This is a genomic window from Labilibaculum antarcticum (genome assembly GCF_002356295.1).
GTDB classification, from domain to species: Bacteria; Bacteroidota; Bacteroidia; order Bacteroidales; family Marinifilaceae; genus Labilibaculum; species Labilibaculum antarcticum.
Genome location: NZ_AP018042.1, coordinates 994159 through 1017601 on the forward strand (window position 1 = coordinate 994159; position 23443 = coordinate 1017601).

A 23443-nucleotide genomic window follows, 5' to 3' on the forward strand; every position below is an offset into this window, starting at 1 on the left:
GATTTTCTCAATCTACCTTTTACCTTATTTTACATCCTCTTCAATCCAATTGGAACGGTTTGGATCCGCAGGAGCGACAACTTTATCACTAGATTTAGTCTCCAATTCTTCTAGTAGCATTTCAATTGCTTTTTGCAGCGATGGATCGATTCCTTTGGCAACCAAATGTGGTTCGTCGTAAACTTCAACATCAGGATATACGCCAACTCCTTCGATGATCCATTTCTGATTCTCGTCGAAAATACCGAATTGAGGAACAGAGATGTAACCCCCATCAACCAAACCAGCATTTCCTGACATTCCAACTAAACCACCCCAAGTACGAGTTCCGATTAGTTTCCCAAGACCTTTCTTTTTGAAATAATATGGGAACGCATCACCCCCTGAAGATGAGTAAGAATTGATCAACATTGCCTTTGGCCCATCGTGAGCAACTGCAGGTGTTTGATTAGCCACAAGACCTCTGCGATGCCAATACGACAATACATTACGATCTAAAAGATCGACCATTTGATCGGGAATAAATCCTCCGCCATTGTAACGATCATCAATAATTAAGGCTTGTTTATCGTGATAAGCATACATGCCGCGGTTTAATTCCCGGTTCCCTTCAAACGAAGTATTTGGCACGTGTATGTATCCAATCTTTCCTCCGGATAATTTATTCACTATTTCGCGACGCTCATTTACCCAATTCAGGTACATCAATTCCAATTCGCTTTCGATTGGTTTAATGGTGTAGCTTTTTGCTCCATCAAGGCTCGGCACACTATTCACGGTGATTTCGACCAATTTACCCAACTGGTTTTCCAAATACAAGTAAGGATTCACATCAGTACTTAAATCGTGACCATTGATACTTAGCAAATAATCTCCTTCCTTCACATTAACTCCTTGCTCTGTTAATGGAGAACGTCTATTTGGAGTCCAATTTTCGCCCTGATATATTTTAGAGATGATATACTTACCCGTTTTAGGGTCAGCTTTCAATTTTGCGCCCAACAATCCAGTCTCAACAGGCTTCACCTTTTCAAAATCACCATAATTCACATAGCAGTGTCCTGTGTTGGTTTCAGCTATAATCTCACCCAATATATAATCCAAATCGGCACGATGACTCACATATGGCAGTAATAGATTGTAGTTGGCTTTAATCTGATCCCAATCAACACCATTCATATTCGCAACATAGTAGAAGTCACGAAAAATACGCCATCCGTCGGTATAAATCTGATTCCATTCTTTTTTAGGATCAATCTTCATGTCCAAATCGTCCAAATTCAATTTGCCAACATCTGCCGACTGACCAGATGATAAATCGGTGATACCGTAAGTAGAACCGGCGTAATACAATATCTTATCTCCATTCCCAGTTAATGAATAACCAGAAACACGATCCAGAATCACCTCATCTTTTTCTTTTTCGATGATATAATGATGTAAGGCTCCCTCACTAATGTAAAGAATTCCTCCATCAACGGCTTCCAGATTATTGTAATTACCCGATGATAATGGCAATGCTGTAATTCGATTTGGAATTCCTTCAAAATCAATTTCAACTTTTACCTTCTCTTCCGCTTTCGCTTCCTCTTTTTTCTCTTTTTTCTTTTCTTCAATAAGAGGCTTATCTTCTTTCACCTCTTCAACATCATTCTTCAAAGCAAACAATTTTGGACCGTCTGCTTTTAGCGATATTGCAAAAATCCGAGTCGCCTTATTGTATAAATAATCGAACTCAAAACTTGAAAAATCAAGATTAAAATCACGATTCGACAAAAAGAAGATAAAGTTTCCATCTTTTGAAAATACAGGTGACGAATCACCGAAAGTATCATCTGTTAAATGAAAATTTTTGCCAGTAGACATCTGATGAACCCAAATAGCTCCTTGATCATTACTACTGTCTTTAACGTAAGCGATCCATTCCGAATCCGGTGAAAATGAAAAATCTGTAATCTCATTTCTCTTAGCTGTATCAACAACTTTTACTTCTCCACTTTCAACGTTTAAATATTTTAATTGTAGAGTACGATCGAAAAACAGCATGTACTTGCTATCAGGCGACCACTTGGCATCATACATCCAAGACGATGAACCAAAAGTAACCTGTCTCGCTTTTGCTCCTTTTTTATTCTCTAAAAGATAAATTTCGTATTCACCCGTAGCATCGGAGTAGTAAGAAATGTATTTCCCGTTTGGTGACCAGTTTGGAGAAGTTTCACGCACTCCCTGTGTTTGTGTTAGGTTGATACTGGGTCCGTTCTTAGCAGGAACGGAAAATATATCGCCACGAGCATCAAACAAAGCACGCTTTCCTGAAGGAGATACTGCAACTCCATTAATAAAATCTTTTACATTTTTATAGTAAGGCAGCGTATTCGGATTATCGAAGCTGATGTTAACAACAACACGTTCCTCTTTTCCTGTTTCCAGATTTAATTTGAATAGCTGACCGCCATTCTCGTAGGCAATCTGTCCATTTTCCCCAGAAGGCCACATCACATCAAATATTTTGTGATGAGTCATTTGAGTGATCTCTTTGCTATCAACATCATATTTGTAGATGTTCAACTTTAAATCACGATCTGATGCAAAATAAATAGCATTCTTATACCAGGAAGGAATCTGATCGGAACCCACAAATGTTGTGATTCTCTCTGATAAATCCTTTTCTAAATCATAAATCCATAAATCGGCGGCACGACCCCCTTTGTAGCGCTTCCAAGTACGAAACTCACGACTAATTGGAGCAAAACACATCTTTTTGGCATCCGGAGAAAACACTCCAAATCCTCCTTCAGGAATCTGTAAAGCCTGTTCCAATCCACCATCAATACTTACCTGATAATAGGTTCCGTTGCGCTCTCCAAAAGGAGTACGGTTCATACGCACCAAAATGGATTTACTATCCGGATTCCAGTCTAAAATAGCATCATCGAATCCACCACGAGGCGGCATCAGTCCAACTGAATTGTAATAGGTCAACTGCTTAGGCGTACCTCCTGTTGAAGGCATCACATAAACCTGACGACTGCCTGAATACTCGGCAGAAAAAGCGATCCATTGCCCATCTGGTGAAATCTTAGGAAACAATTCCATTCCCTTGTGCGAAGTCAATCTTTTGGCATCACCTCCATTGGAATCTACTGTCCAAATATCCCCTGCATAAACAAAAGCAATTAAATTTTTATTGATATCAGGATATCGCATTAGGCGAACATCATTTTCCGCCTGAACGCTTCCAATCATCCCCAATAAAACAAAACAAATTGCGGCAATTTTTACATTAAATTTTAGCATTGTAATTAAAAGTTTGTGTGAATATACTTTAGGTGTAAACTTTTGGTCTTTCTCTGTACTAAAGAAAGTATGGTAAAATAGCATTCATTAATTTAAAATATTCATAATAGGTAGTAAACTGTTTTAAAATTTAATGATTTCACTAAGTCTTTGCTTATTTCAGTAAAGCTTTGGTTTTTTTATCAAAGGCTTAACTGGTTTTACGAAAGCTTTGGTCATTTTATTAAAAGCTTTCATTATTTTACGAAAGCTTTGATAAATTCAGTAAAGCTTTCGTTTTTTCACCAAAGGTTTTAATGAATTTAAGAGAGTTTTACTAAAATCACCAAAAACACTCCGAAACTAAAAAACTGTTTTAAAATTTATCCCTTCCCCTTAAGCTAAAAGCCGCATTATTGTGTTAATGCATTTTTAAACAGAACCACTACAGGCATCTAATCTTGCTTGATTACAGATCTTTTTTCTTCGATAAAAATTTCAAAAAACAAATTTAAACAGCTTCTAAAGAATGTATGGCAAAAATAGCATTCTTAATTTTAAACATTCATCATTAATAGTGTCCTAATAGATGCCAGTCAACCGGCAATCTAAATAATATCCAAAAAAGTAATCATTTGCTTTAATTCGATCTAAACGAATAAATTAGAACGACTCCTCAAAAATCTTTAGATCGTAATTGACTCATAAATATATAAGTTTTCGTGAAGCTATAAAAAAAGTGGCAAACCTAAAAAAGGAATGCCACTTTAAACCCAGTAATAAATCTAAAACTATAATTCAATAAGGCTTATGGCTGCGCCACCACCTTCTGCTAAATGATACTTTAAACTTGAAGTACTACTTACTTCCATTTCAACAATTTTAAATTCCGTAGGATTCTTATCCCAATGAGCATTTTCCCCATCCAAATAGAGTGTTGCTTTGTATTTTTTACCTGGAGTAAGGAAATCTAAACTGAACTCCATATCACGTGCATTTTCATCCGTTATTGATCCTACAAACCAATTTTCAGAATTACGATCTTTACGGGCAATGGTCACAAAATCACCAATTTCACCGTTCAAAACTTTACTGGTTTCCCAGGTAACAGCTACATCACGAATGAATTGAAATGCATCGTTTCCTTTGTAATTCTCAATTAAATCGGGCACCATTTGAATCGGACTGTTAATAACCACATACAAAGCCAATTGCTGAGCAAGAGTTGTGTTCACCTGATTGTTTGGTTTATATGGTGTTAACTTGATATTGAAAATACCAGGCGTATAATCAATAGGACCTGCCAACATACGAGTAAACGCAACAATTGATAAATGCTCCGGCGGATTTCCTCCATCGCTTGCCCATGCATTAAATTCTTGTCCGCGCAATCCTTCACGAGAAATAATATTTGGATAGGTACGACGCAAACCTGTTGCTTTAATTGGCTCGTGAGCGTTAACCGCAACCTGGTATTTAGCACCAGTTTCAACAGCTCTTCGGTAATTGTTCACCATCCATTGTCCGTGATGATATTCTCCTTTCGGGATAATCTTACCAACATATCCTGTTTTTACCGAGTGAATTCCCAATGAATTCATCAATTGATAGGCTGTATCCATTTGCTGGTTGTAAGTTCTGGGAGCTGCTGAGGTTTCGTGATGCATGATCAACTCAACACCTTTTTCTTTTCCGTAACGAACAACTTCCTTTAAATCGTAGTCGTCGTATGGTGTTACAAAATCGAATACTCCTTCGCGATCCTCAAAACCGATCCAATGCTCCCAACCTGTGTTCCATCCTTCGACCAAAATACCACCAATGTTATTTTCCGAAGCAAAATCGATCAACTCTTTTGCATACTCGGTTGTGGCACCATGTCGGCCATTTGGCTTCAAACCTGTTGCGGTATTCATATCCTGAGATGCTCCGTAATCCCAGGTTTTTGTTCCCAAATGCATATCCCACCAGATACCAACATATTTCATGGGTTTAAAATAAGACACCGATCCAATTTTATTGGGTTCGTTCAAATTAACGATCAAGTCGGATTCAATAAGACCTCCTGCATTTTCAGAAATTTGAATGGTTCTCCAAGGTGTATTAAAAGGAACGGCTCTTTTTACTTTGTAGCCCGTTATATCCGAACCTACCAATTCACTTTCCAGCATCAACTTCTCTTTGTTTACCTTCAAGGTCATTCCTGCATAATCAGTCAGATTTGCTTCATGAAAACTCAAATAAACACCTTCTGCTGTTTTCATAGTAACAGGAGTGTTCACAGCATTTTCAGGGATATAAGATTGAGCCAAATTATCATTGGCTCGCAAAGCTAGAGCATCAATACCCGTTAGTGAAGTTGTATGATACAAATGTTCGTAAATATCCCAGTCACCCGGAATCCACCATACCTTATGATCTCCGGTAAGATTAAACTGTGTGTTTTCGTCGGTAATAATCGCCTCTTTCATGGCTTCTTGTTCCGGAAACTCATAACGAAATCCTAGCCCATCGTTATAGACCTTAAATACCAAATTCATTTTTCGGTTTGGCGCCTTTTGCTCTTCTAAAGCCAAACTCAATTCATTGTAATGATCTCTCACAACTCGTTTCTCTCCCCACTGCATTTCCCAAGTTGAATTACTTGATGAAAGTTGGGAGTCAACAATTTTCCATCCTTTTTCGATAGAAGGCATATTCTGAAAATCGAAACCCAAAGTAGAAGGATTAATTACTTTTTCACCATTGAATAAAACCTCGTAAGTGGCTTGTCCTTCCACCATACTGAATTGAACGCCAATTTTTCCATCCGGCGATTCAACATTCTGGACTGGTTTGCTATTGGCACAAGATGTCAATATCATTGCAAAACCAGCAATCAGGTAAAGAATTGATTTACTTTTCATATTGAAGCTAAAGATTAGTATATAAAATTCTCAAACAAAATCTCCTCTTTGAGCAAGTTCAGAATTTAATACCAAAGTAAGTAGAGAATAAGAGGATTAGCTAAATACTAATTGAAAATATAGATGGATTTCATCTTATTAAAACAATAATACATTAATTTAATGAAAGTTACGTCATAAATATTCTTCAGGAAATATAGACTATATATCAAGGTAAACTAAGGTTTAGTCAACGTAAACAGTCTACTAAACCTATAATAATTTCAATTTTTGAATTAGATCAATGAGATTTAATTTTGCTTGCCTTTAAGTCAGGCGGACTGTCACTTTTTTATTCATTCATAATTTGCACGGGTATTCATGATCTCGCACAGCTCGGTACCTTAGATGAGAAAAGTAAGCAAAAAAGCGAAAGTCCTTGAATAAGATTTTCATTTTTCAGGAAAAAAAACTTTATTTAAATAGCACCAGACACCAATTATTCATCAATTCTAATTAAAGTTATTTTCTTATTCAAATAAATAAATAGTAATCAATAAAAATTACACTACTTTTAAACATCTTTTTTTTTATGATATCACGATTAATCTTAAACGCATGAAATACCTAATCATACTTTTGCTTTTAACAGTAACAACTACAGCTAGTATAGCTCAAAAATATGAATACCCAATTTGTCCTAAACAAACTGTTGTGGACACCTTTTTTAATGCATATACCATTTCGGAAAACTATAGATGGCTGGAAAATGTGAGGTGTGATAGCGTGGTAGAATGGATTAAAGCTGAAAATAAACTCTCAGATAAATTTACCGGGAAAGCCTCTGCAAAATACATGACGAAACAGCTTATTAAGAAATATTCTTACATGAAGACAATCAGAGCACAAAAAAAAGGGCCCTACTATTTCTCCTACTATGTTCGTAACAAATTTGCTTCTGCAGGACTCTATATGGGCACTAAAATGGATGATATTAACCAACTCCTAGTGGATCCTAATTTTAATACAAAGAACAAAAAAACTGATATTAAAGATTTTTCTTTATCTAAAGATTCAAAGTTTTTGTGCTACTTAATAAATAGAGACGGAACTGACTGGATGGAAGCTAAGGTAATATGTCTTCCTTCTGGAATCCAAAAAAAAGATCATTTAACCGGTATAAAGCATTCATCTATTTCATGGCGAGGCCATGGTTTCTTCTATTCAAAATATCCATACAACGGAGAATTCTCAATGACCTCTAGTGAAGAAGTTTACTATCACAAACTTGGAGACGAGCAATCTCAGGACCAACTAATTTTTAAAAGAAAAAATCCAAATATTCAATTTTCCTTTTCAACAACATCTAATGAAAAGTTTTTTATCCTGAAAGAAGAAACCGAATCGTGTTACAACTATTTTTTTATCGATTACTCATCCAAAAGCCCATACCTAAGGCCACTTTTAATGAAACAAAAATCCGGTTTTTCGGTTATAGATAGTCATAACAATAAAATAATTGCAAAAACCTTCAAGAATAATAATGGTGGTTCAGTTGTTGAAATTGATCCTTATCATCCATATAATTGGAGAGAAATTGCTCCTGCATGTTTTGATGGAGTTCTCTTAAATTGTAAAATAAAAGAGAATGGAATCCTATGTATGTACCAAAGCAATCAACATCCGGTATTAAAAATGTTCAATTTTGAAGGAAAAGCACTACGTCAATTGGAATTACCTGATGCTAGCTCAATTACGAATGTGAACAGTGCCATTGATAATGATGAAATATTCTTCTACAATCAACAATATACGACTCCACCTCTTCAATACCACCTTAATACTACCACATTCAAAATAAAACCAGGAGAAACCACGATAATAAATTACAATTTTAAAGATATTGAATACAAACCTCTCAAATATAAAATAAATGACAGCCTGAGCATTCCAATTACTTTGGTTTACAAAAAGGGACTAAAACTTGATGGCAATAACCCGACCTTACTAAAGGCTTATGGAGGATTTGGTGCAATATCATCACCCTCTTTTGATTCAGGTGTGGTTTACTTTATAAACCAAGGAGGAGTATATGCTTTTGCCAATATCAGAGGAGGTGGTGACCTTGGTGAAAAATGGGCCAGAGAAGGAAGACGATTAAACAAACAAAATTCAATTGACGATTTTAATGCTGCCGCAGAATTTCTCATTCATGAAAAATACACGAACCCCAATAAATTAGGAATAACCGGTTCTTCACACGGGGGGTTAATAGTTGCAGCAGCAGCCATTCAGAGACCCGATTTATATGCCGCAGTAGTTCCTATTGTTGCAGTAACGGATATGCTTCGTTTCGAGCATTTTACCGTAGGAAATTTCCATATTGATGAATTTGGTACCGTAAAAGATTCTCTTGATTTTATAAACCTAAAGAGCTATTCCCCTTTACACAACATTAAAGAGGATATAAATTATCCTGCCATGCTTGTAATGACATCTGAAAATGACGATCGGGTTCCTCCGTTTCATTCATATAAATTTGTTGCAGAATTGCAAAATAGAAGTGCACAAACCAATCCTATTTTACTGAGAGTTGAAAAAGATGCTGGACACTCAGGAGCCATCACAAACGTCTCTTTTACTGATAGTAAATCTGACCTGTATGGATTTATTATGAGAATATTAATGAATTAATTATTACAAAAAAAAGCGATAACCAATTACCGGCTATTGCTTTTCTGATTGTTACAAACTAATATTATCCTATTTGTTTTTTTGTATTGGGGCTATCCGCCCAAACTCGACATCATTTCTTGTCTTGAAACCAAATGGATTAAACCGACTTTATCTCCATGATTTTCTCATCGAAAACTTCATTTGATATCAATGAGCGATTCCTAATTTTGGTTTTGTAAGTATAAATTGTGTTGACCGAAAAATTAAGAATACTTGCAATTTTTTCATTGTCGTTTATTCCTAATCGAATCAAAGCAAAAATCCGTAAATCAGTATTCAAACACTGAGAATCTTTTAAAATGAGGCTATCCTTTTCTTCAAAAAGGAGATTGAATCGATTCACAAAATCTGGAAACAATTTCAGGAAAATCCGATCGAAATCTTCGAACAAATTCTCACGTTCCTTTTTAGAATTGTAATTTTTCAACTCCTGTTCTATCGCATCGTATTGCTTGGTCATTAATTGGCGGGAAATTGCTTTTTTCATTCCTTCCAATTTTTCAATGAACTGTGAGCTAAAATTAAAATAGTAACCCACATACTCTTCTTTTATTTTACTCACTTCCCGAAGTGTTTCATTAAGCTTTCGAAGATTAGTGTTACTCTCCAAAATTTCTTTTCGGGCTCTTTTTAATTCACTTACCTGGCGGTAAATGATTATTGCAAAAGTTATTAACAGCAAAGTAAAAATGGAAATAATAATGCTAACGGTAAATACCAAATCTTTCTCTTTCTCAACTTCTTTTAAAACAGCCGCTTCAATATCGGGTTGAATATAGGATATCTCTAACTGTCGGGCATTGCTGCCATAAAATTCAGCATCCTTCTTAGCTTCGGAGATAAATTTATTGGCTTTCTCTAAATCCCCGTCGTGAAAAAGGAGTTCCGCCAATACTCTTGCAGCCAAAGTCTCTTTTGTGGTAGACTGAATATCACCAACAACAGCTTTACAAAGATGATACTTTGCTTTTTCTTTATCCTGTAGTTTTAAATAAGAAATCCCCAATATACAATTGGCAATGGCAATCTGATGAGGGGTTAAATCTTTTTTATTTAGTAAGGATGTGCAATATTTTTGAACATCGTAACTGGCGCTGTTATTTTGACTTTTTAATGCCAAAGCCAGAATATAATCAAAAGAATCAGGATCGCCCTCTTCAACAATTTTCTTCACATATGAATTCCCAATTTCTCTGTATTTGGGCGCATAATATCCCCAGCGGGAATTGGATAAATCGTAATAGGCACGATAAGCTACAGAATAAAAATCAATGCGCTTTTGTTGATCCAACACCATCGGATCAATGGTCTGAATGCTGTCTATGGTTTCCTTGTATAATCCTCGGAGCAGAAGAATCAGAGAAATATTTGACTTGGCTTCTGCAATTTTTGATGCATCCTTTAAATGATAGGCCGTTTTCAATGCTAAATTCCCATAATGAAATGCCGAATCGTAAACAAAATACTTGTATTCTTTGGTCAATTTCACCAACAGTTTATACTCCTCGTTTTTTCGATCCTCAAAATTAGAATGTTGAAGGGAGTCTGTCAGCAATGCGATTTTATTCTTTTTTACCTGAACAATATTGTCTTTACTTTCAAGGTATCTATTTGTCTCAGCAAACTGAAATGCAAGAGAATCATTTTGGCCGAAAGAATTCAGGCTTATGAAAACAAAAAACGTTAGAATGATACTTCTGTACATGCTTATTAGATCTAGGTTTGCCGAACAACGAGTAAAAGTAAGATTAATATTTTCTGCAGCAAAAAAGCGAGAAGCAATTACTGACTGTGGCATTTTTGATTGTTACAAATCAATATTGTCCTATTTATTTTAAAACACTAGGAATATTTTAATTTCAGTTGGCTAAAGCCAAACTGCAATAGATAAAAAACAAAAAGCATTTACTGATATAAGTAGAAAATCAGAGTGTTTATTGTTCCTGTTTTCAAGCAATGGACTAATATGAGTTCTCATATACAAATAAAAACTACAATCATTGAGTAATCTTCCCAAAACACTCATCGATAAAAAACAATCAAACTTCTAAAATAACCCGGCAACGGTCTAAACGAATTGTTGTGCACAATTATTACATGAATCTTTGTTTTGAAATTTAAACAAAGGTAAAATGATAAAGCGTCTAATTTTAATTCAGTTTTTAATACTTATTATTCCTGGATTCCTAAAAGCACAAGAACAAGCATACACATTAGAAGCATGCATAAATTACGCATGGGAAAACAGTACCGAAATTAGCAGGGCAAGTAATAGTGTTGGTATCCAAAATGCTTATTTGGCTCAATCAAAAGCGGATCGGGAACCTAATTTATTCTTGAATGGGAGCCAAACAGTAAGCTCAACTAGAAGTTACGAGAATAGCGATACAGATGGAAGTTGGAACCGAAGTTCGAACTCCAATCTTTCCGTTTCCTTAAATTCTGAAATCACCCTGTATAATGGAGCAAAACTTAAAAACACCATTGCTCAAAATAAAACGAAGCTTGCTGCCTCAGAAACGGATATTCAAACTGAAAAGGAATTAATTAGCTTAAATATACTATCGGCATATATTAATGCTTTGCTAGTGATTGAGAATGTTAAAAACTCCGAAGCTCAACTTCAGTCAACTGAAAAGCAATTCGAATTGACAGAAGCACGTAAGTCGGCTGGGATTATTTCGACTTCCGATTTCTTAAATATTAAATCTCAATATGCTTCAGATAAAGCTGCATTTATTAATGCCAAAAATACACTTCGAATCTATTACGTTGCTCTAATGCAACTAATGAATATGCCTATTAACGATTCATTTACCATACAAGAACCCAATATTGATGCCTTACTAAAAGTTGCATCTGAATCGGACGCTAATTTAATTTACAAGATTGCTTTAGGGATACAACCAACCATTAAATCGGCTGAATTGAACTTGGAAAGTGCAAGAATGAATACAAAAATTGCACAAGCTGACGCATTGCCACAATTATCCTTGGGCGGAAGTATTAGTACCGGATATAATTCTGGTTTAGATCAGGTTAATTTTAGCGAACAGTTTTCCAATCAAATTAATCCATCCATCGGACTGTCCTTATCCGTTCCAATTTTTCAACGAAAAAAAATAAAGACCAATGTGACCATTGCGAATATACAAACTCAAAATGAGGAACTTAGTTTAGTCGATTTGAAAAACGATCTACGAAAATATATCGAGCAGGCTTGCATTGATGCTCAAATAGCAAGCAGTAACTATCTGGCACTTCAAGAGCAGTATGATGCAGAAAATGAATCCTACCATCTTTCCAATGAGATGTTTACACAAGGTATGATCAATTCGGTTGATTTTCTGACTTCGAAAAACAATTTAGTAAGTGCTGAGAACGAACTAACACAAGCAAAATATAATGTGCTACTGCAAAATAAAATTATTGATTACTATTTAGGCAATACAATATTATTTTAAATAAAATGATGATGAAAAAGATAAATCTTCCACACAAAAAACTGTTACTATCAATAGTTGGAATACTCATAATTGCGATTGTTTCAATCACTTATATCTCATGGGTAAAAAGCGAGCATGAATATGTTTTCGAAACTGAAATTGTAAAAAAAGGATCGCTAAGCAATACGATTACTGCGACAGGAACGCTGGAGGCTACCAATACTGTTGTGGTTGGTACACAAGTATCGGGAGTTATTGAAAAACTGTATGTCGATTTTAATTCGGTAGTTAAAAAAGGTCAATTGATTGCCGAACTCGATAAATATACATTGCAATCGAGTCTTGAAAATGCCCAAGCTGATTTAGATAACGCTCAAGCAGAATATGATTACCAAAATTCCAATTACCTAAGAATGAAGGTTCTTTTCGATAAAGATCTTTTAGCGCAAAGCGACTACGAATTAGTAGTTTACAACTTTAAAAAAAGCAAGGCATCCGTAAAATCTGCAAAAGCTAATTTGGATAGATCTGCTCGTAATTTAAGCTACGCGACCATCTATTCTCCAATTGATGGAATTGTGCTTAACCGCGCGGTAGAAGCAGGTCAAACAGTTGCAGCCAGCATGAATACACCTGAACTATTCACGATTACGAACGATTTAAAAGAAATGCAGGTGGAAGCGAATATTGATGAAGCAGATATAGGCATGGTAAAAGAAAAGCAACGTGTTGAGTTTACTGTGGATGCATTTCCTGATCTTAATTTTGAGGGTGAAGTATCGGAGATCCGATTACAGCCAAACGAATCTTCTAATGTAATCACCTACATCGTAATTATTACGGTAAGCAACCCTGATTTAAAATTGAAACCAGGAATGACAGCAAGTATTACCACTTATGTTGAGGAAGCAAATGATGTTCTGTTAATAGCAGGAAAAGCAACTCGTTTTAGCCCCAACCAACAATTACTAGATGACTATATGAGTAGCTTATCAGAGAATCAAGAAAAACCACTTTTGAATGAATCCAATACAAGAAATGATGAAAGTAGACCTAAGCCTCCAAAAAGAGACATGCAGGAATTAGACGATTCACACAAAAGGGTTTGGATAAAAAATGGGAATGAAATACATCCACAAGTCATTGAAGTAGGCATTGATGATTATTCAAATATTGAAGTCATATCAGGCTTAGAGGAAGGGAGTGTACTTGTTACTTCTTTTGAATTAGCCGATGGTTCTGAGATAGCAGTTGCATCGCAAAAGGATGAGGAGCAGAAAAGTCCCTTTGTTCAAGAGAGACCCAAACATAAAGCTGGCCAAGGAGGCGGTCCTCGTTAATCTTAGAATGGAGAAGTGAGCTATAAAACGAATAAAAAGATAAGTGATATGAAAAAATTGACGATCCTAATGATGGTACTCTTTGTGGCCACAAGCCTGCATGGGTTTGCACAACAGAAAGAGAATGCACGTGAAGAAGGACAGGAAAAAATAGAGACCTTGACAGATACACAGAAAGGGAAACTTAAAAGCATTCTATCAAATTACGATTCCCATTCACTCACAGCCGAAAATGCCAAGGCTATTCATAAGGCGTTTCGTGAGGCAGGCCTTCGTGCTGGCCCGGCAACAGCAGATGCCATCAGAGAGACTGGTTTTGATCCAGATAAACTGCGCGACTTAGCTCCGCCACCAGACATGGAAGGTGATCACAAGAGAGATGACAACGGAAGTACGCGGCTCACAGATCATCCAGCTCAGGGAAAAACAGGCTTCGCAGTTAGCAGTTCGGCAGTGAAAGCAGATGGTTCGTTAATGTCTGACTTTACGGGCGATGGCAGAGGCGTATCTATGCCACTTGAGTGGACAAAAGTACCAGCAGGCACAAAGTTTTTTGCACTGAATCTGTGGCATGTTCCTCATCCTTCGTCAGAACCTAACAAGGTAAAATCATATTGGGTGATCTACAATATTCCAGCTGATGTGCGTCAGCTCCCTGAAGATGTTAAAGGGTTAGGAATTGATGGTTACAACGATAAGGATAACACTGGCTATGATCCTATGAAGTCGAAAGGACCTGGTGTTAAGAAATACAATCTGACAATTTACGCGCTCTCAGCAAAGCCGACCTTCAGCACCAAAAAGGTTCAACGCTCCGATTTATTAAAAGCAATAAAGGGGATTACGCTTGATGAATGCACCCTGGAGTATACCTACGAAAGGGGAAAGGAATAAGACATCAGGAATCATAGGATTCCGTGAATGAAGATTCATATTTGAATTTAAAAGAGAAATTAATGAATATGCTAGTACACTTTTATACCAGTGGAAAATAAAAGTTCACTGAATCAATTCGTTAGCCCATCTCTAAAGGGAACAAATTGATTGTCCCTCACCCTTTAGGGGCAGGGGTAAAAGGGAAATCATTTTGCGTACTGGTATAATAAGGTATAAGCGAATTAATGAATCATTGAAAATGAACAACAAAGAAATCATATCAATAAAAAACCTGCATAAAAATTATCAGGCTGGCGAGGAAACCGTAAAGGCCTTACGAGGTGTGGATTTATCCATTACAAAGGGCGAATTCGTAGCCATAATGGGCACAAGTGGTTCTGGCAAATCAACTCTACTTAATATACTAGGATGCCTCGATTTGCCTTCTGAAGGTGACTATTTTTTGGATGGCGTAAATGTGAAATCATTAAATAGAAACCAGCTGGCCGATATTCGGAATCAAAAATTGGGTTTCGTATTTCAATCCTACAACCTCTTACCTCGCACATCGGCACTTGAGAATGTAGAATTGCCTTTATTATACAATCCGCTAGTTAGTAATGCCGAACGAAGGGAAAAGGCAGAGCAAGCATTAATTGCCGTTGGTTTAAAAGATAGAATGAAACATTTATCCAATCAAATGTCGGGCGGACAACAGCAAAGAGTTGCTATTGCTCGTTCAATGGTAAATAGTCCGGTGGTAATTTTTGCCGATGAAGCAACAGGAAATCTCGATACCCGGACTTCCCTTGAGATTATGGCTCTTTTTCAGGAATTAAATGAGAATGGAATGACCGTTTGTTTTGTTACTCACGAACCAGAGATAGCAGAATTTACCACGCGAAATGTCCTTTTTCGTGACGGTCTTATTATTAAAGACAACCTGATAACAAACAGACAAAATGCACTTCATGTTCTTGCTCAATTAAAAGAAGAAACGTATTCTTTTGGCAATTAAATTTTTCGCAATAAAAATTAAAAACGATGAGACTGATTAATTTATTTAAGATCGCCATAGCAGCCATTATTCGAAACAAAATGCGTTCGTTTTTAACCATGCTCGGTATTGTAATAGGTGTAGGTGCTGTAATTGCCATGTTAGCCATTGGCCAGGGATCGAATGCGAGTATTCGCGATACAATTTCCTCAATGGGAACCAACCTTATCAGTATAAAGCCGGCAAGCCAAAGCCGTGGCGGGGTAAATCAAGGGCAATCCAACTCACAAAAATTAGAAGTAAGCGATGTTTACTATTTGGAAAATAACAGCGAACTGATTAGTGCCATTTCTCCCGAGATTGATGACAGCGGTCAAATTGTATATGGTTCAAATAACTGGCCTACTCAAATTTATAGTGGAAATGAGCAGTATCCTTCAATTAAAAAATATGAAGTTGAAACTGGACGAATTTACACTTCGCAAGAAATAAAAAAGGCTGCTAAGGTATGCTTGGTCGGACAAACAATAATTGAGAATGTATTTACCGATGGTGAAGATCCTATTGGTAAAAGCATACGATTTAATAACATTCCGTTTAAAGTCATTGGTACTTTAAAGGAGAAAGGCAACAATACGTTTGGGCAAGATCAGGATGATATGATACTTGCACCTTATACGACGGTAATGAAACGTATTAACAGACAAACGTATTTACGCGCTATTGTTATATCGGCCAAATCGGAAGATCAGATTGCTGAAACAAGTGCTGAAATAACTCAACTGTTGCGCTTATCTCATAAATTAAAAGAGAGCGCAGACGATGATTTTGAAATTAGAACTCAAGAAGAACTCATTAGCAATTTTGGTTCCATATCAGAAATGATGTTGGTTTTGTTAGGATCCATTGCGGGCATATCCTTAATTGTAGGTGGCATTGGAATTATGAACATTATGTATGTGTCGGTTACCGAACGAACACGCGAAATAGGCTTACGGATGGCCATTGGAGGTAAAGGCAAAGATATTTTACAGCAGTTTCTTTTAGAGGCTACGATGCTGAGCGTTTTGGGTGGCATAATTGGTATTGTATTGGGTATTACCGCAACAAATATTGTAGAAAGTGTATTGGGATGGCCTGTATTAATTACAGTAGATTCTATTCTATTATCCTTTTTGTTTTGCACTTTCATTGGGGTGTTTTTTGGATGGTATCCTGCTCGCAAAGCAGCAAGAATGGAACCCATTGAAGCTTTACGACACGAATAAGTTTAATTGGACATTATAATTATCAATATATTTATAATCTTTAAATTTTAGTAAAATGAAAAAACATTTTTTTATTATTGCACTCGTAGGTTTTATAACCTTAAATTTCAGCGCCCTAATGGCTCAGGAACAACCAGACAGAAAACCACGACAAGAGCAAGTAGAAACACTTACGACCAAACAAATAAAAACGGTGAACAAAATTTTAGCTGATTACAATAGTGAATCTTTATCAGCAAATGATGCTAAAGCCCTTATGAAAGAAATCAAAGAGTCCAAAATTCCTGGAGGAAAAGGAGTCGAAAAAGCAATCACTGATGCAGGTTTTGATTTTGAAAAAATTAGAGAACTTGCACCCCCACCAGCAAGACCTAATAAAAGAAGATAAGAATAGTAATTAGAGTAAGGGAAAATCCCAGATAGATAATTTATAAATATCGTAAGCTATTAAATTATTTATTGGGGCTTACTCGTCTGAATTATTAAAACACAAAAGCAATAAAATCATTTAGGAGCATTGTATCAGTCGTTCTTTAAAAATAGTAAATTTACAATATGAATATTTCTAAAAACAGAATAGAAAAATGCTTGCCACATATTGCTGGCTTATTACTTTTTTCCATTCTCCCACTATTTGTATTTGATGGAAATAATGACCGGGATATTTTTTGGATGTATAGCTACTATTATCAATTACTATTTATGATTGTAGCTTTCTACGTTAATTATCTAATCATTGTACCTCGTTTTTTCTTCGAAAAGAGAAAAATATATTTCTTTGGTGTCATATTGCTGTTCGCTGTTTTATTGCTTATCGCATCGCAATATCTATACGAGCTGTTACAGATAGACAGTTTGAAGCATGTAAACATGATTGGTGGAAAAATTATGCCCCCGAAAAGGACCTTTGGTTTGCATCCTAAATTGGTCGATAATTTCTATTTAATGTTAGTTGTACTTGGTTTTAGCACTGGAATGGCTAACATACAACGCTTAAAAAACAATGAAAATGAACAGAAAGAAATTGAAAAAGCTCGTCTTAATACTGAGTTAGCCTTTTTGAAAAATCAAATCAGTCCTCATTTCTTTTTCAATTCATTGAATAATATATATGCGCTAATTGCGATTGATGGAGATAAAGCTCAAAAAGCCGTTGAAAAATTGTCTGGGTTAATGCGTTATTTAATCTACGAATCGGATATTAAAACTGTTGAATTAAAAAAGGAGTTTGAATTTATGCAAAACTACATTGATCTTATGCAACAAAGGCTAAGTTCAAAAATAGAATTAAATGTGAACATAGATAATAAATTGCCCATTGCAAAAATACCACCTTTGCTATTCATTCCTTTTATCGAAAATGCTTTTAAGCATGGGATAAGCTATCGCGAAAACTCATTTATTTCGATATCCCTTAAGGCTGAAAAGAATGAAATTATTTTTGAATGCACAAATAGTATTCCTCAAAACAAAAAGGAATCCGCCCACATAAAAGGTGGAATTGGCATTGTAAATATAGAAAAGCGTTTAGAACTCATTTATGGTAATCTGGCCAAGCTAAAAATAGATAAGGACACAAGCCAGTATATGGTTCATTTAACGATTCCATTAGAATTAGAAGTATGAACAAAATTACATGCATAGCAATTGACGATGAACCTTTAGCCTTAGGCTTAATGGTGTCTTATATCATAAAAACGCCCTATCTGGAATTGAAAGGAGAGTTCGATAATCCTATTGATGCGATGGAGTTTTTACAAGAAAATCCTGTGCAACTGATCTTTTTAGATATTCAGATGCCTGATTTTACAGGCGTGGAATTCGCACGAACACTGAATGAAGATTGTAAAGTGATTTTCACAACGGCATACGATAAATATGCTGTAGAAGGCTTTCAACTTCATGCACTCGATTATTTGTTAAAGCCCATTAGTTATGAGGTATTCCTTACTTCTGTGAAACATGCAAAACAGCATTTTGATTTAGTAAAATCAGTAGCTCCAACTAATTCAACTGAAACGGATGAAAACTATCTATTTGTAAAGGCAGACTACCAAATACAGCGAATTGAGTATGATGACATTCTATATGCTGAGGGATTAAAAGATTATGTGAAATTACATACCCTAAGTTCATCGAAACCAATTGTTTTTCATGCCACAATGAAATCTCTGGAAGAAAAATTACCAACAGACAGATTTATGCGAATACATCGTTCCTATATTGTGAGCCTCGATAAAATAAAGACCATAGAGCGCGACCGCATTCTTTTTGGGAAAGAACGTATCCCAATCAGCAAGCAGTATAAAGAAGTATTTGATGAATTTATAAAAAAGAAGTTTCTTTAGTCTGCCTGCACAGCCAACCTAAATTATAATTGCTTCACCGAACTTCGTTTCCTATAAATTAAAACACGGTATACAAGTCGAGTAAGCTGCCGCTAGATTATTAGCCTAGCGGGAAACTTCTCACCCCTCCTTTATATTTACATTTTCTACAGTAAAAAAGCGATAACCAATTACAGGCTATTGCTTTTTCTGATTGTTATCAACTAAAGTTTCAGACTATGAACTGAAACAAATCCGTTTTATCGTTCAGGTATTTAAAAATAAAGTTACGCTCGGTCATTCGTTGTTTCAGACGCTGTAAATCGGAAGGATTTTGCACTTCGATTCCGATCACTGCCGGGCCTTTCTCACGGCTGCTCTTTTTGTAATACTCGAAATGTGTGATGTCGTCACCAGGACTTAATACATCGTTTACAAATTCTTTTAAAGCGCCTGAACGTTGTGGAAAACGAACCATGAAATAGTGCTTTAAACCTTCATATAAGAGACTTCTTTCTTTGATTTCCTCCATTCGGGTAATGTCGTTGTTGCTTCCACTTAGTACGCAAACCACATTCTTCCCTTTTATTTCTTTTTTCATTAATTGTAAAGCGGCAATAGACAAGGCTCCTGCAGGCTCAGCCACAATTGCATCCTCATTGTACATCTGTAAAATGGTTGAGCAGATCAACCCCTCGGGAACAACCAGAATCCGATCCAGAACCTTTTCACATATTTTCCAGGTGAGATCGCCCACTTTTCTTACGGCAGCACCATCTACAAATCGGTCGATAGTATCCAAAGCTACATTGTCCTTTTTTTCAAATGCCATTTTCATGGAAGCAGCACCTTCGGGCTCAACACCAATAATTTTTGTATTCGGACTAAATTCTTTAAACCATGCTCCCACTCCGGAAGCCAAACCACCTCCGCCAATTGGCAAAAACAGATAATCGATGGGGTCATTAAATTGCTGCAGAATTTCCAAACCAATGGTTCCTTGTCCTTCTATTATTTTGGGATCATCAAACGGATGAATAATGGCTTGTCCAAGCTCTTTGGCATCTGCATTTGCCTTTGCCGAGGCATCATCAAAAGTATCACCGGTAAGGATGACTTCCACCTGATCACCACCAAACATTTTCACTTGCTTAATTTTCTGACGAGGAGTTGTTTCGGGCATGTATATTTTCCCGAAACATTTTAGTTTATTGCAGGAATATGCGACTCCCTGAGCATGATTACCCGCACTTGCACACACAATTCCTTTGGCTAGAACCTCTTTCGAAAGACTGGATATTTTATTGTAAGCTCCTCTGATTTTATAAGAACGAACCAATTGCAGATCCTCCCTTTTCAGATGGATGTTCGCTTTGTATTTAGATGATAAATTCAAGTTTTTAAGCAAAGGAGTTTCAAACACAACCTCCTGAACCAACTTACTCGCTTTTACGATATCCGCCATAAGCGGATAATAATTTTCTTTTGACATGACTCCCCCTTTTTCTATATAAAATAAATAAGCCTGAAAGTAACCAATTCCTTCAGGCTTATTTTTACTTATGATGTGTATTAACTAAGCATTCTTAATGTAATTGGCCAACCAATCTCCAACTTCACTCGTTGAGTAAGCTTTTTTACCGTCAGCAATATCTTCAGTAACAATACCAGCTTCCAATGATTTATCAACTGCTTCACGAATCAAAGCGCCTTCTTTCATCAAAGCAAATGCATACTCGAACATCATGGCAGCGGATAGAACTGTGGCACAAGGATTGGCAATGTTTTTACCTGCAGCTTGAGGATAAGAACCATGAATTGGCTCAAATACTGAAGTGTGAACGCCAACAGATGCAGAAGGTAACATTCCCATAGAACCTGAAATTACACTCGCCTCATCGGTAAGTATATCACCAAACATATTTTCGGTTACCATTACATCGAAACGTTTTGGCCAGGTAATTAACTGCATCGCAGCATTATCAACAAACATGTATTCTACTTCAATTTCAGGAAATTCAGGCTCAATTCTTTGAGAAACTTCTCTCCACAATCTTGATGTAGCCAATACATTTGCCTTATCGACAATGGTTAATTTTTTGCGGCGTTTTCCTGCATACTCAAATCCCAAACGAACAATTCGTTCAATTTCATCTGCAGAATAAACACAAGTATCGTAAGCTGTTTGTCCATCTTCCGAACGTCCTTGCGGACGACCAAAATAAATTCCTCCGGTTAGTTCACGAATGCACATAAAATCAGCACCGTCAACCAATTCAGTTTTCAATGGCGACTTATGAATCAATGACTTAAAGGTCGTTACAGGACGAAGATTAGCATACAAGCCCAATTTTTTACGCATAGCAAGCAAACCTTGCTCCGGACGAACTTTTGCAGTAGGGTCATTATCGAATCGAGGATGTCCAATTGCACCAAATAAAACCGCATCCGAATTCATACACAACTCATGCGTTTCATCAGGATAAGGATTACCAACTTTATCAATTGCCACAGCTCCAACAAGAGCTTCTGTATATTCAAAATCATGTCCGAATTTTTGAACAATTGCATCTGTTACTTTTCTTGCTTGTGCTACGATTTCCGGTCCGATTCCGTCTCCGGCTAATACTGCTATTTTGTACGTCATTTTATGATATGATCTTTAGATATCAGATTTGAGAAAATTTAACTTTATCAAAATCCAATTACACATTTTAAGTTTTTATTTATTGTTATCTGATAATTGCCCTGCGAGTACATTGTCATGTTGCTCAATCAAATTCAGCATTCGAAGAGTCGCCTTTATTGCGGCTTCGATCTGATCTGGATCCAATCCCCGGGTTTTAAATTCCTTTCCCTTATAATTCCATGCAATAAAAGCTTCTACAAGAGCATCTGACTTTCCTCCCGGAGGAATTCGAACCAAGTAGTCGGTAAGTATTGGTCGATTTCTACCCAATTTGTCATAAATGCTCCAAATGGCATTCATAAAAGCATCGTATTGACCATCGCCAGAAGATGTTCCTTCGTACATTTTCCCATTTACTTCTAAATTAATAGAAACAAAGGGTCGCATTCCTTTGGATAAAGACAAGGAATAATGTTTGATCTGAATTGGCATCTCATCCATTGTCTGATTCAAAACATCAGAAACGATGTAAGGTAAATCGTCTATGGTAACCACTTCTTTTTTATCACCCAATTCGATTACCCGCTGTGTAACCAGTTTCATAGTTTCTTCTTCCAGGGTAATTCCCAGCTCCTCCAAATTCTTTTTAATGTTCGCCTTACCAGATGTTTTACCAAGCGCATATTTGCGTTCACGGCCAAATCTTTCGGGCATCAAACGATTAAAATACAAACCATCCTTTGAATCCCCATCGGCATGAACACCGCAGGTTTGTGTGAAAACATTCTCTCCTACTAAAGGCTTATTTCTAGGAATCCGAATTCCTGAAAAAGTCTCTACAATTTTACTTACTATATTAATTTTGTTCTCATCTACATTTATTTTTCGGGACAAATGATCGTTTATCACTCCTATTACAGAAGCTAAAGGAGCATTTCCTGCTCTTTCACCTAAACCATTCACTGTTGTATGAATGCCATTCATTCCAGCTAAAATTGAAGAATAAACATTCGCCACAGCCAAGTCATAATCATTATGAGCATGAAAATCGAGATGCAGTTTTGGATACCTTTCGCGACAAGCATAACAAAAATCGAAAGACTGAACCTGATTCAATATTCCCAAAGTATCGGGTAACATAAAACGCTGAATGTTTTCATGTTGAAGCTCATCCATCAAATACCAAACGTAATCTCTTGAAGAAATCATCCCATTCGACCAATCCTCAAGATATAGGTTTACCTTGATACCTAGATTTGATGCATAGGTCACAGCATCTTTTATATCCTGAACATGCTGTCCGGGTGATTTTTTCAGCTGTCCCTTTAAATGCTTTAATGAACCTTTCGACAGCAAATTTACTACTCTTGCTCCACTTGCGTGAATCCAATCAAGAGAAGCAGTTCCATCAATAAAACCCAGGACTTCAATCTTGTCCAGACAATCGTTTTCTTCTGCCCACTTGGTAATTCGCTTTACTGCTTGAAATTCTCCTTCAGATACTCTTGCTGAGGCTACCTCTATCCGATCGACTTTTAGGGATTGCAACAATAATTTTGCAACGCCTAACTTTTCCTCGGAATTAAAGCTTACTCCAGAAGTTTGTTCCCCATCCCGAAGAGTGGTGTCCATTATTTCTAAGCTACGCAGGTCGTTCATC

Annotated in this window: 15 protein-coding genes; 9 read left to right on the forward strand and 6 right to left on the reverse strand. The window is 36.4% G+C overall.

Features of this window, described 5'->3' with window-relative positions; translation table 11 throughout:
- Positions 1–24: 24 nt before the first annotated feature.
- Together ALGA_RS03640 and ALGA_RS03645 are read right to left on the reverse strand one after the other, a co-directional pair.
- Positions 25–3300 carry a S41 family peptidase gene (locus ALGA_RS03640; protein ID WP_096428040.1) on the reverse strand — a complete coding sequence of 1092 codons (3276 nt, stop codon included), beginning with the start codon at positions 3298–3300 and terminating at the stop codon, positions 25–27.
- 770 nt (positions 3301–4070) lie between these two features.
- Positions 4071–6185 carry a glycoside hydrolase family 97 protein gene (locus ALGA_RS03645; RefSeq protein WP_096428041.1) on the reverse strand — a complete coding sequence of 705 codons (2115 nt, stop codon included), beginning with the start codon at positions 6183–6185 and terminating at the stop codon, positions 4071–4073.
- 597 nt (positions 6186–6782) lie between these two features.
- On the opposite strand from ALGA_RS03645, the gene ALGA_RS03650 reads away from it, so the two are divergent.
- On the forward strand, positions 6783–8858 hold the full coding sequence (locus ALGA_RS03650) for a prolyl oligopeptidase family serine peptidase (RefSeq protein ID WP_096428042.1): 2076 nt from the start codon (positions 6783–6785) through the stop codon (positions 8856–8858).
- A 139-nt stretch (positions 8859–8997) separates the two neighbouring features.
- Here ALGA_RS03650 and ALGA_RS03655 read toward each other — a convergent pair whose 3' ends face one another.
- Positions 8998–10698, reverse strand: a complete 1701-nt coding sequence (locus ALGA_RS03655; RefSeq protein ID WP_096428043.1) for a DUF6377 domain-containing protein — start codon at positions 10696–10698, stop codon at positions 8998–9000.
- Positions 10699–11032: 334 nt separating this feature from the next.
- Between ALGA_RS03655 and ALGA_RS03660 the strand changes: the two genes are divergently transcribed.
- The 8 genes from ALGA_RS03660 (at position 11033) to ALGA_RS03695 (ending at position 19175) form a co-directional block, all read left to right on the forward strand.
- On the forward strand, positions 11033–12364 hold the full coding sequence (locus ALGA_RS03660) for a TolC family protein (protein ID WP_096428044.1): 1332 nt from the start codon (positions 11033–11035) through the stop codon (positions 12362–12364).
- An 11-nt stretch (positions 12365–12375) separates the two neighbouring features.
- A complete protein-coding gene (locus ALGA_RS03665; RefSeq protein WP_162845379.1) occupies positions 12376–13686 on the forward strand; it encodes an efflux RND transporter periplasmic adaptor subunit in 1311 nt (436 codons plus the stop codon).
- Between the two features lie 57 nt (positions 13687–13743).
- Positions 13744–14580 carry a YbhB/YbcL family Raf kinase inhibitor-like protein gene (locus ALGA_RS03670; protein WP_197705697.1) on the forward strand — a complete coding sequence of 279 codons (837 nt, stop codon included), beginning with the start codon at positions 13744–13746 and terminating at the stop codon, positions 14578–14580.
- Between the two features lie 241 nt (positions 14581–14821).
- Positions 14822–15580 (forward strand): ABC transporter ATP-binding protein, encoded by a 759-nt coding sequence (locus ALGA_RS03675; RefSeq protein WP_096428047.1) that lies wholly within the window; start codon positions 14822–14824, stop codon positions 15578–15580.
- Between the two features lie 26 nt (positions 15581–15606).
- The gene (locus ALGA_RS03680; RefSeq protein WP_096428048.1) at positions 15607–16827 is read left to right on the forward strand and encodes an ABC transporter permease; all 1221 of its coding nucleotides are present in this window, start codon (positions 15607–15609) and stop codon (positions 16825–16827) included.
- A 55-nt stretch (positions 16828–16882) separates the two neighbouring features.
- Entirely contained in the window at positions 16883–17215 is a 333-nt protein-coding gene (locus ALGA_RS03685) for a hypothetical protein (protein ID WP_096428049.1), read from the forward strand.
- A gap of 167 nt (positions 17216–17382) precedes the next feature.
- Entirely contained in the window at positions 17383–18453 is a 1071-nt protein-coding gene (locus ALGA_RS03690) for a sensor histidine kinase (RefSeq protein WP_096428050.1), read from the forward strand.
- Entirely contained in the window at positions 18450–19175 is a 726-nt protein-coding gene (locus ALGA_RS03695; protein ID WP_096428051.1) for a LytR/AlgR family response regulator transcription factor, read from the forward strand. The genes ALGA_RS03690 and ALGA_RS03695 overlap by 4 nt, the downstream gene beginning before the upstream one ends.
- A 211-nt stretch (positions 19176–19386) precedes the next feature.
- Here the strand turns inward: ALGA_RS03695 and ilvA are convergent, their stop codons facing one another.
- The 3 genes from ilvA to ALGA_RS03710 form a co-directional block, all read right to left on the reverse strand.
- The gene (gene ilvA, locus ALGA_RS03700) at positions 19387–20646 is read right to left on the reverse strand and encodes a threonine ammonia-lyase IlvA (RefSeq protein ID WP_096428052.1); all 1260 of its coding nucleotides are present in this window, start codon (positions 20644–20646) and stop codon (positions 19387–19389) included.
- A gap of 84 nt (positions 20647–20730) precedes the next feature.
- Positions 20731–21801: a 3-isopropylmalate dehydrogenase gene (leuB, locus tag ALGA_RS03705; RefSeq protein ID WP_096428053.1), complete on the reverse strand. Its 1071-nt coding sequence runs from the start codon at positions 21799–21801 to the stop codon at positions 20731–20733.
- 75 nt (positions 21802–21876) lie between these two features.
- A complete protein-coding gene (locus tag ALGA_RS03710; RefSeq protein WP_197705698.1) occupies positions 21877–23442 on the reverse strand; it encodes an alpha-isopropylmalate synthase regulatory domain-containing protein in 1566 nt (521 codons plus the stop codon).
- Position 23443 lies beyond the last annotated feature (1 nt).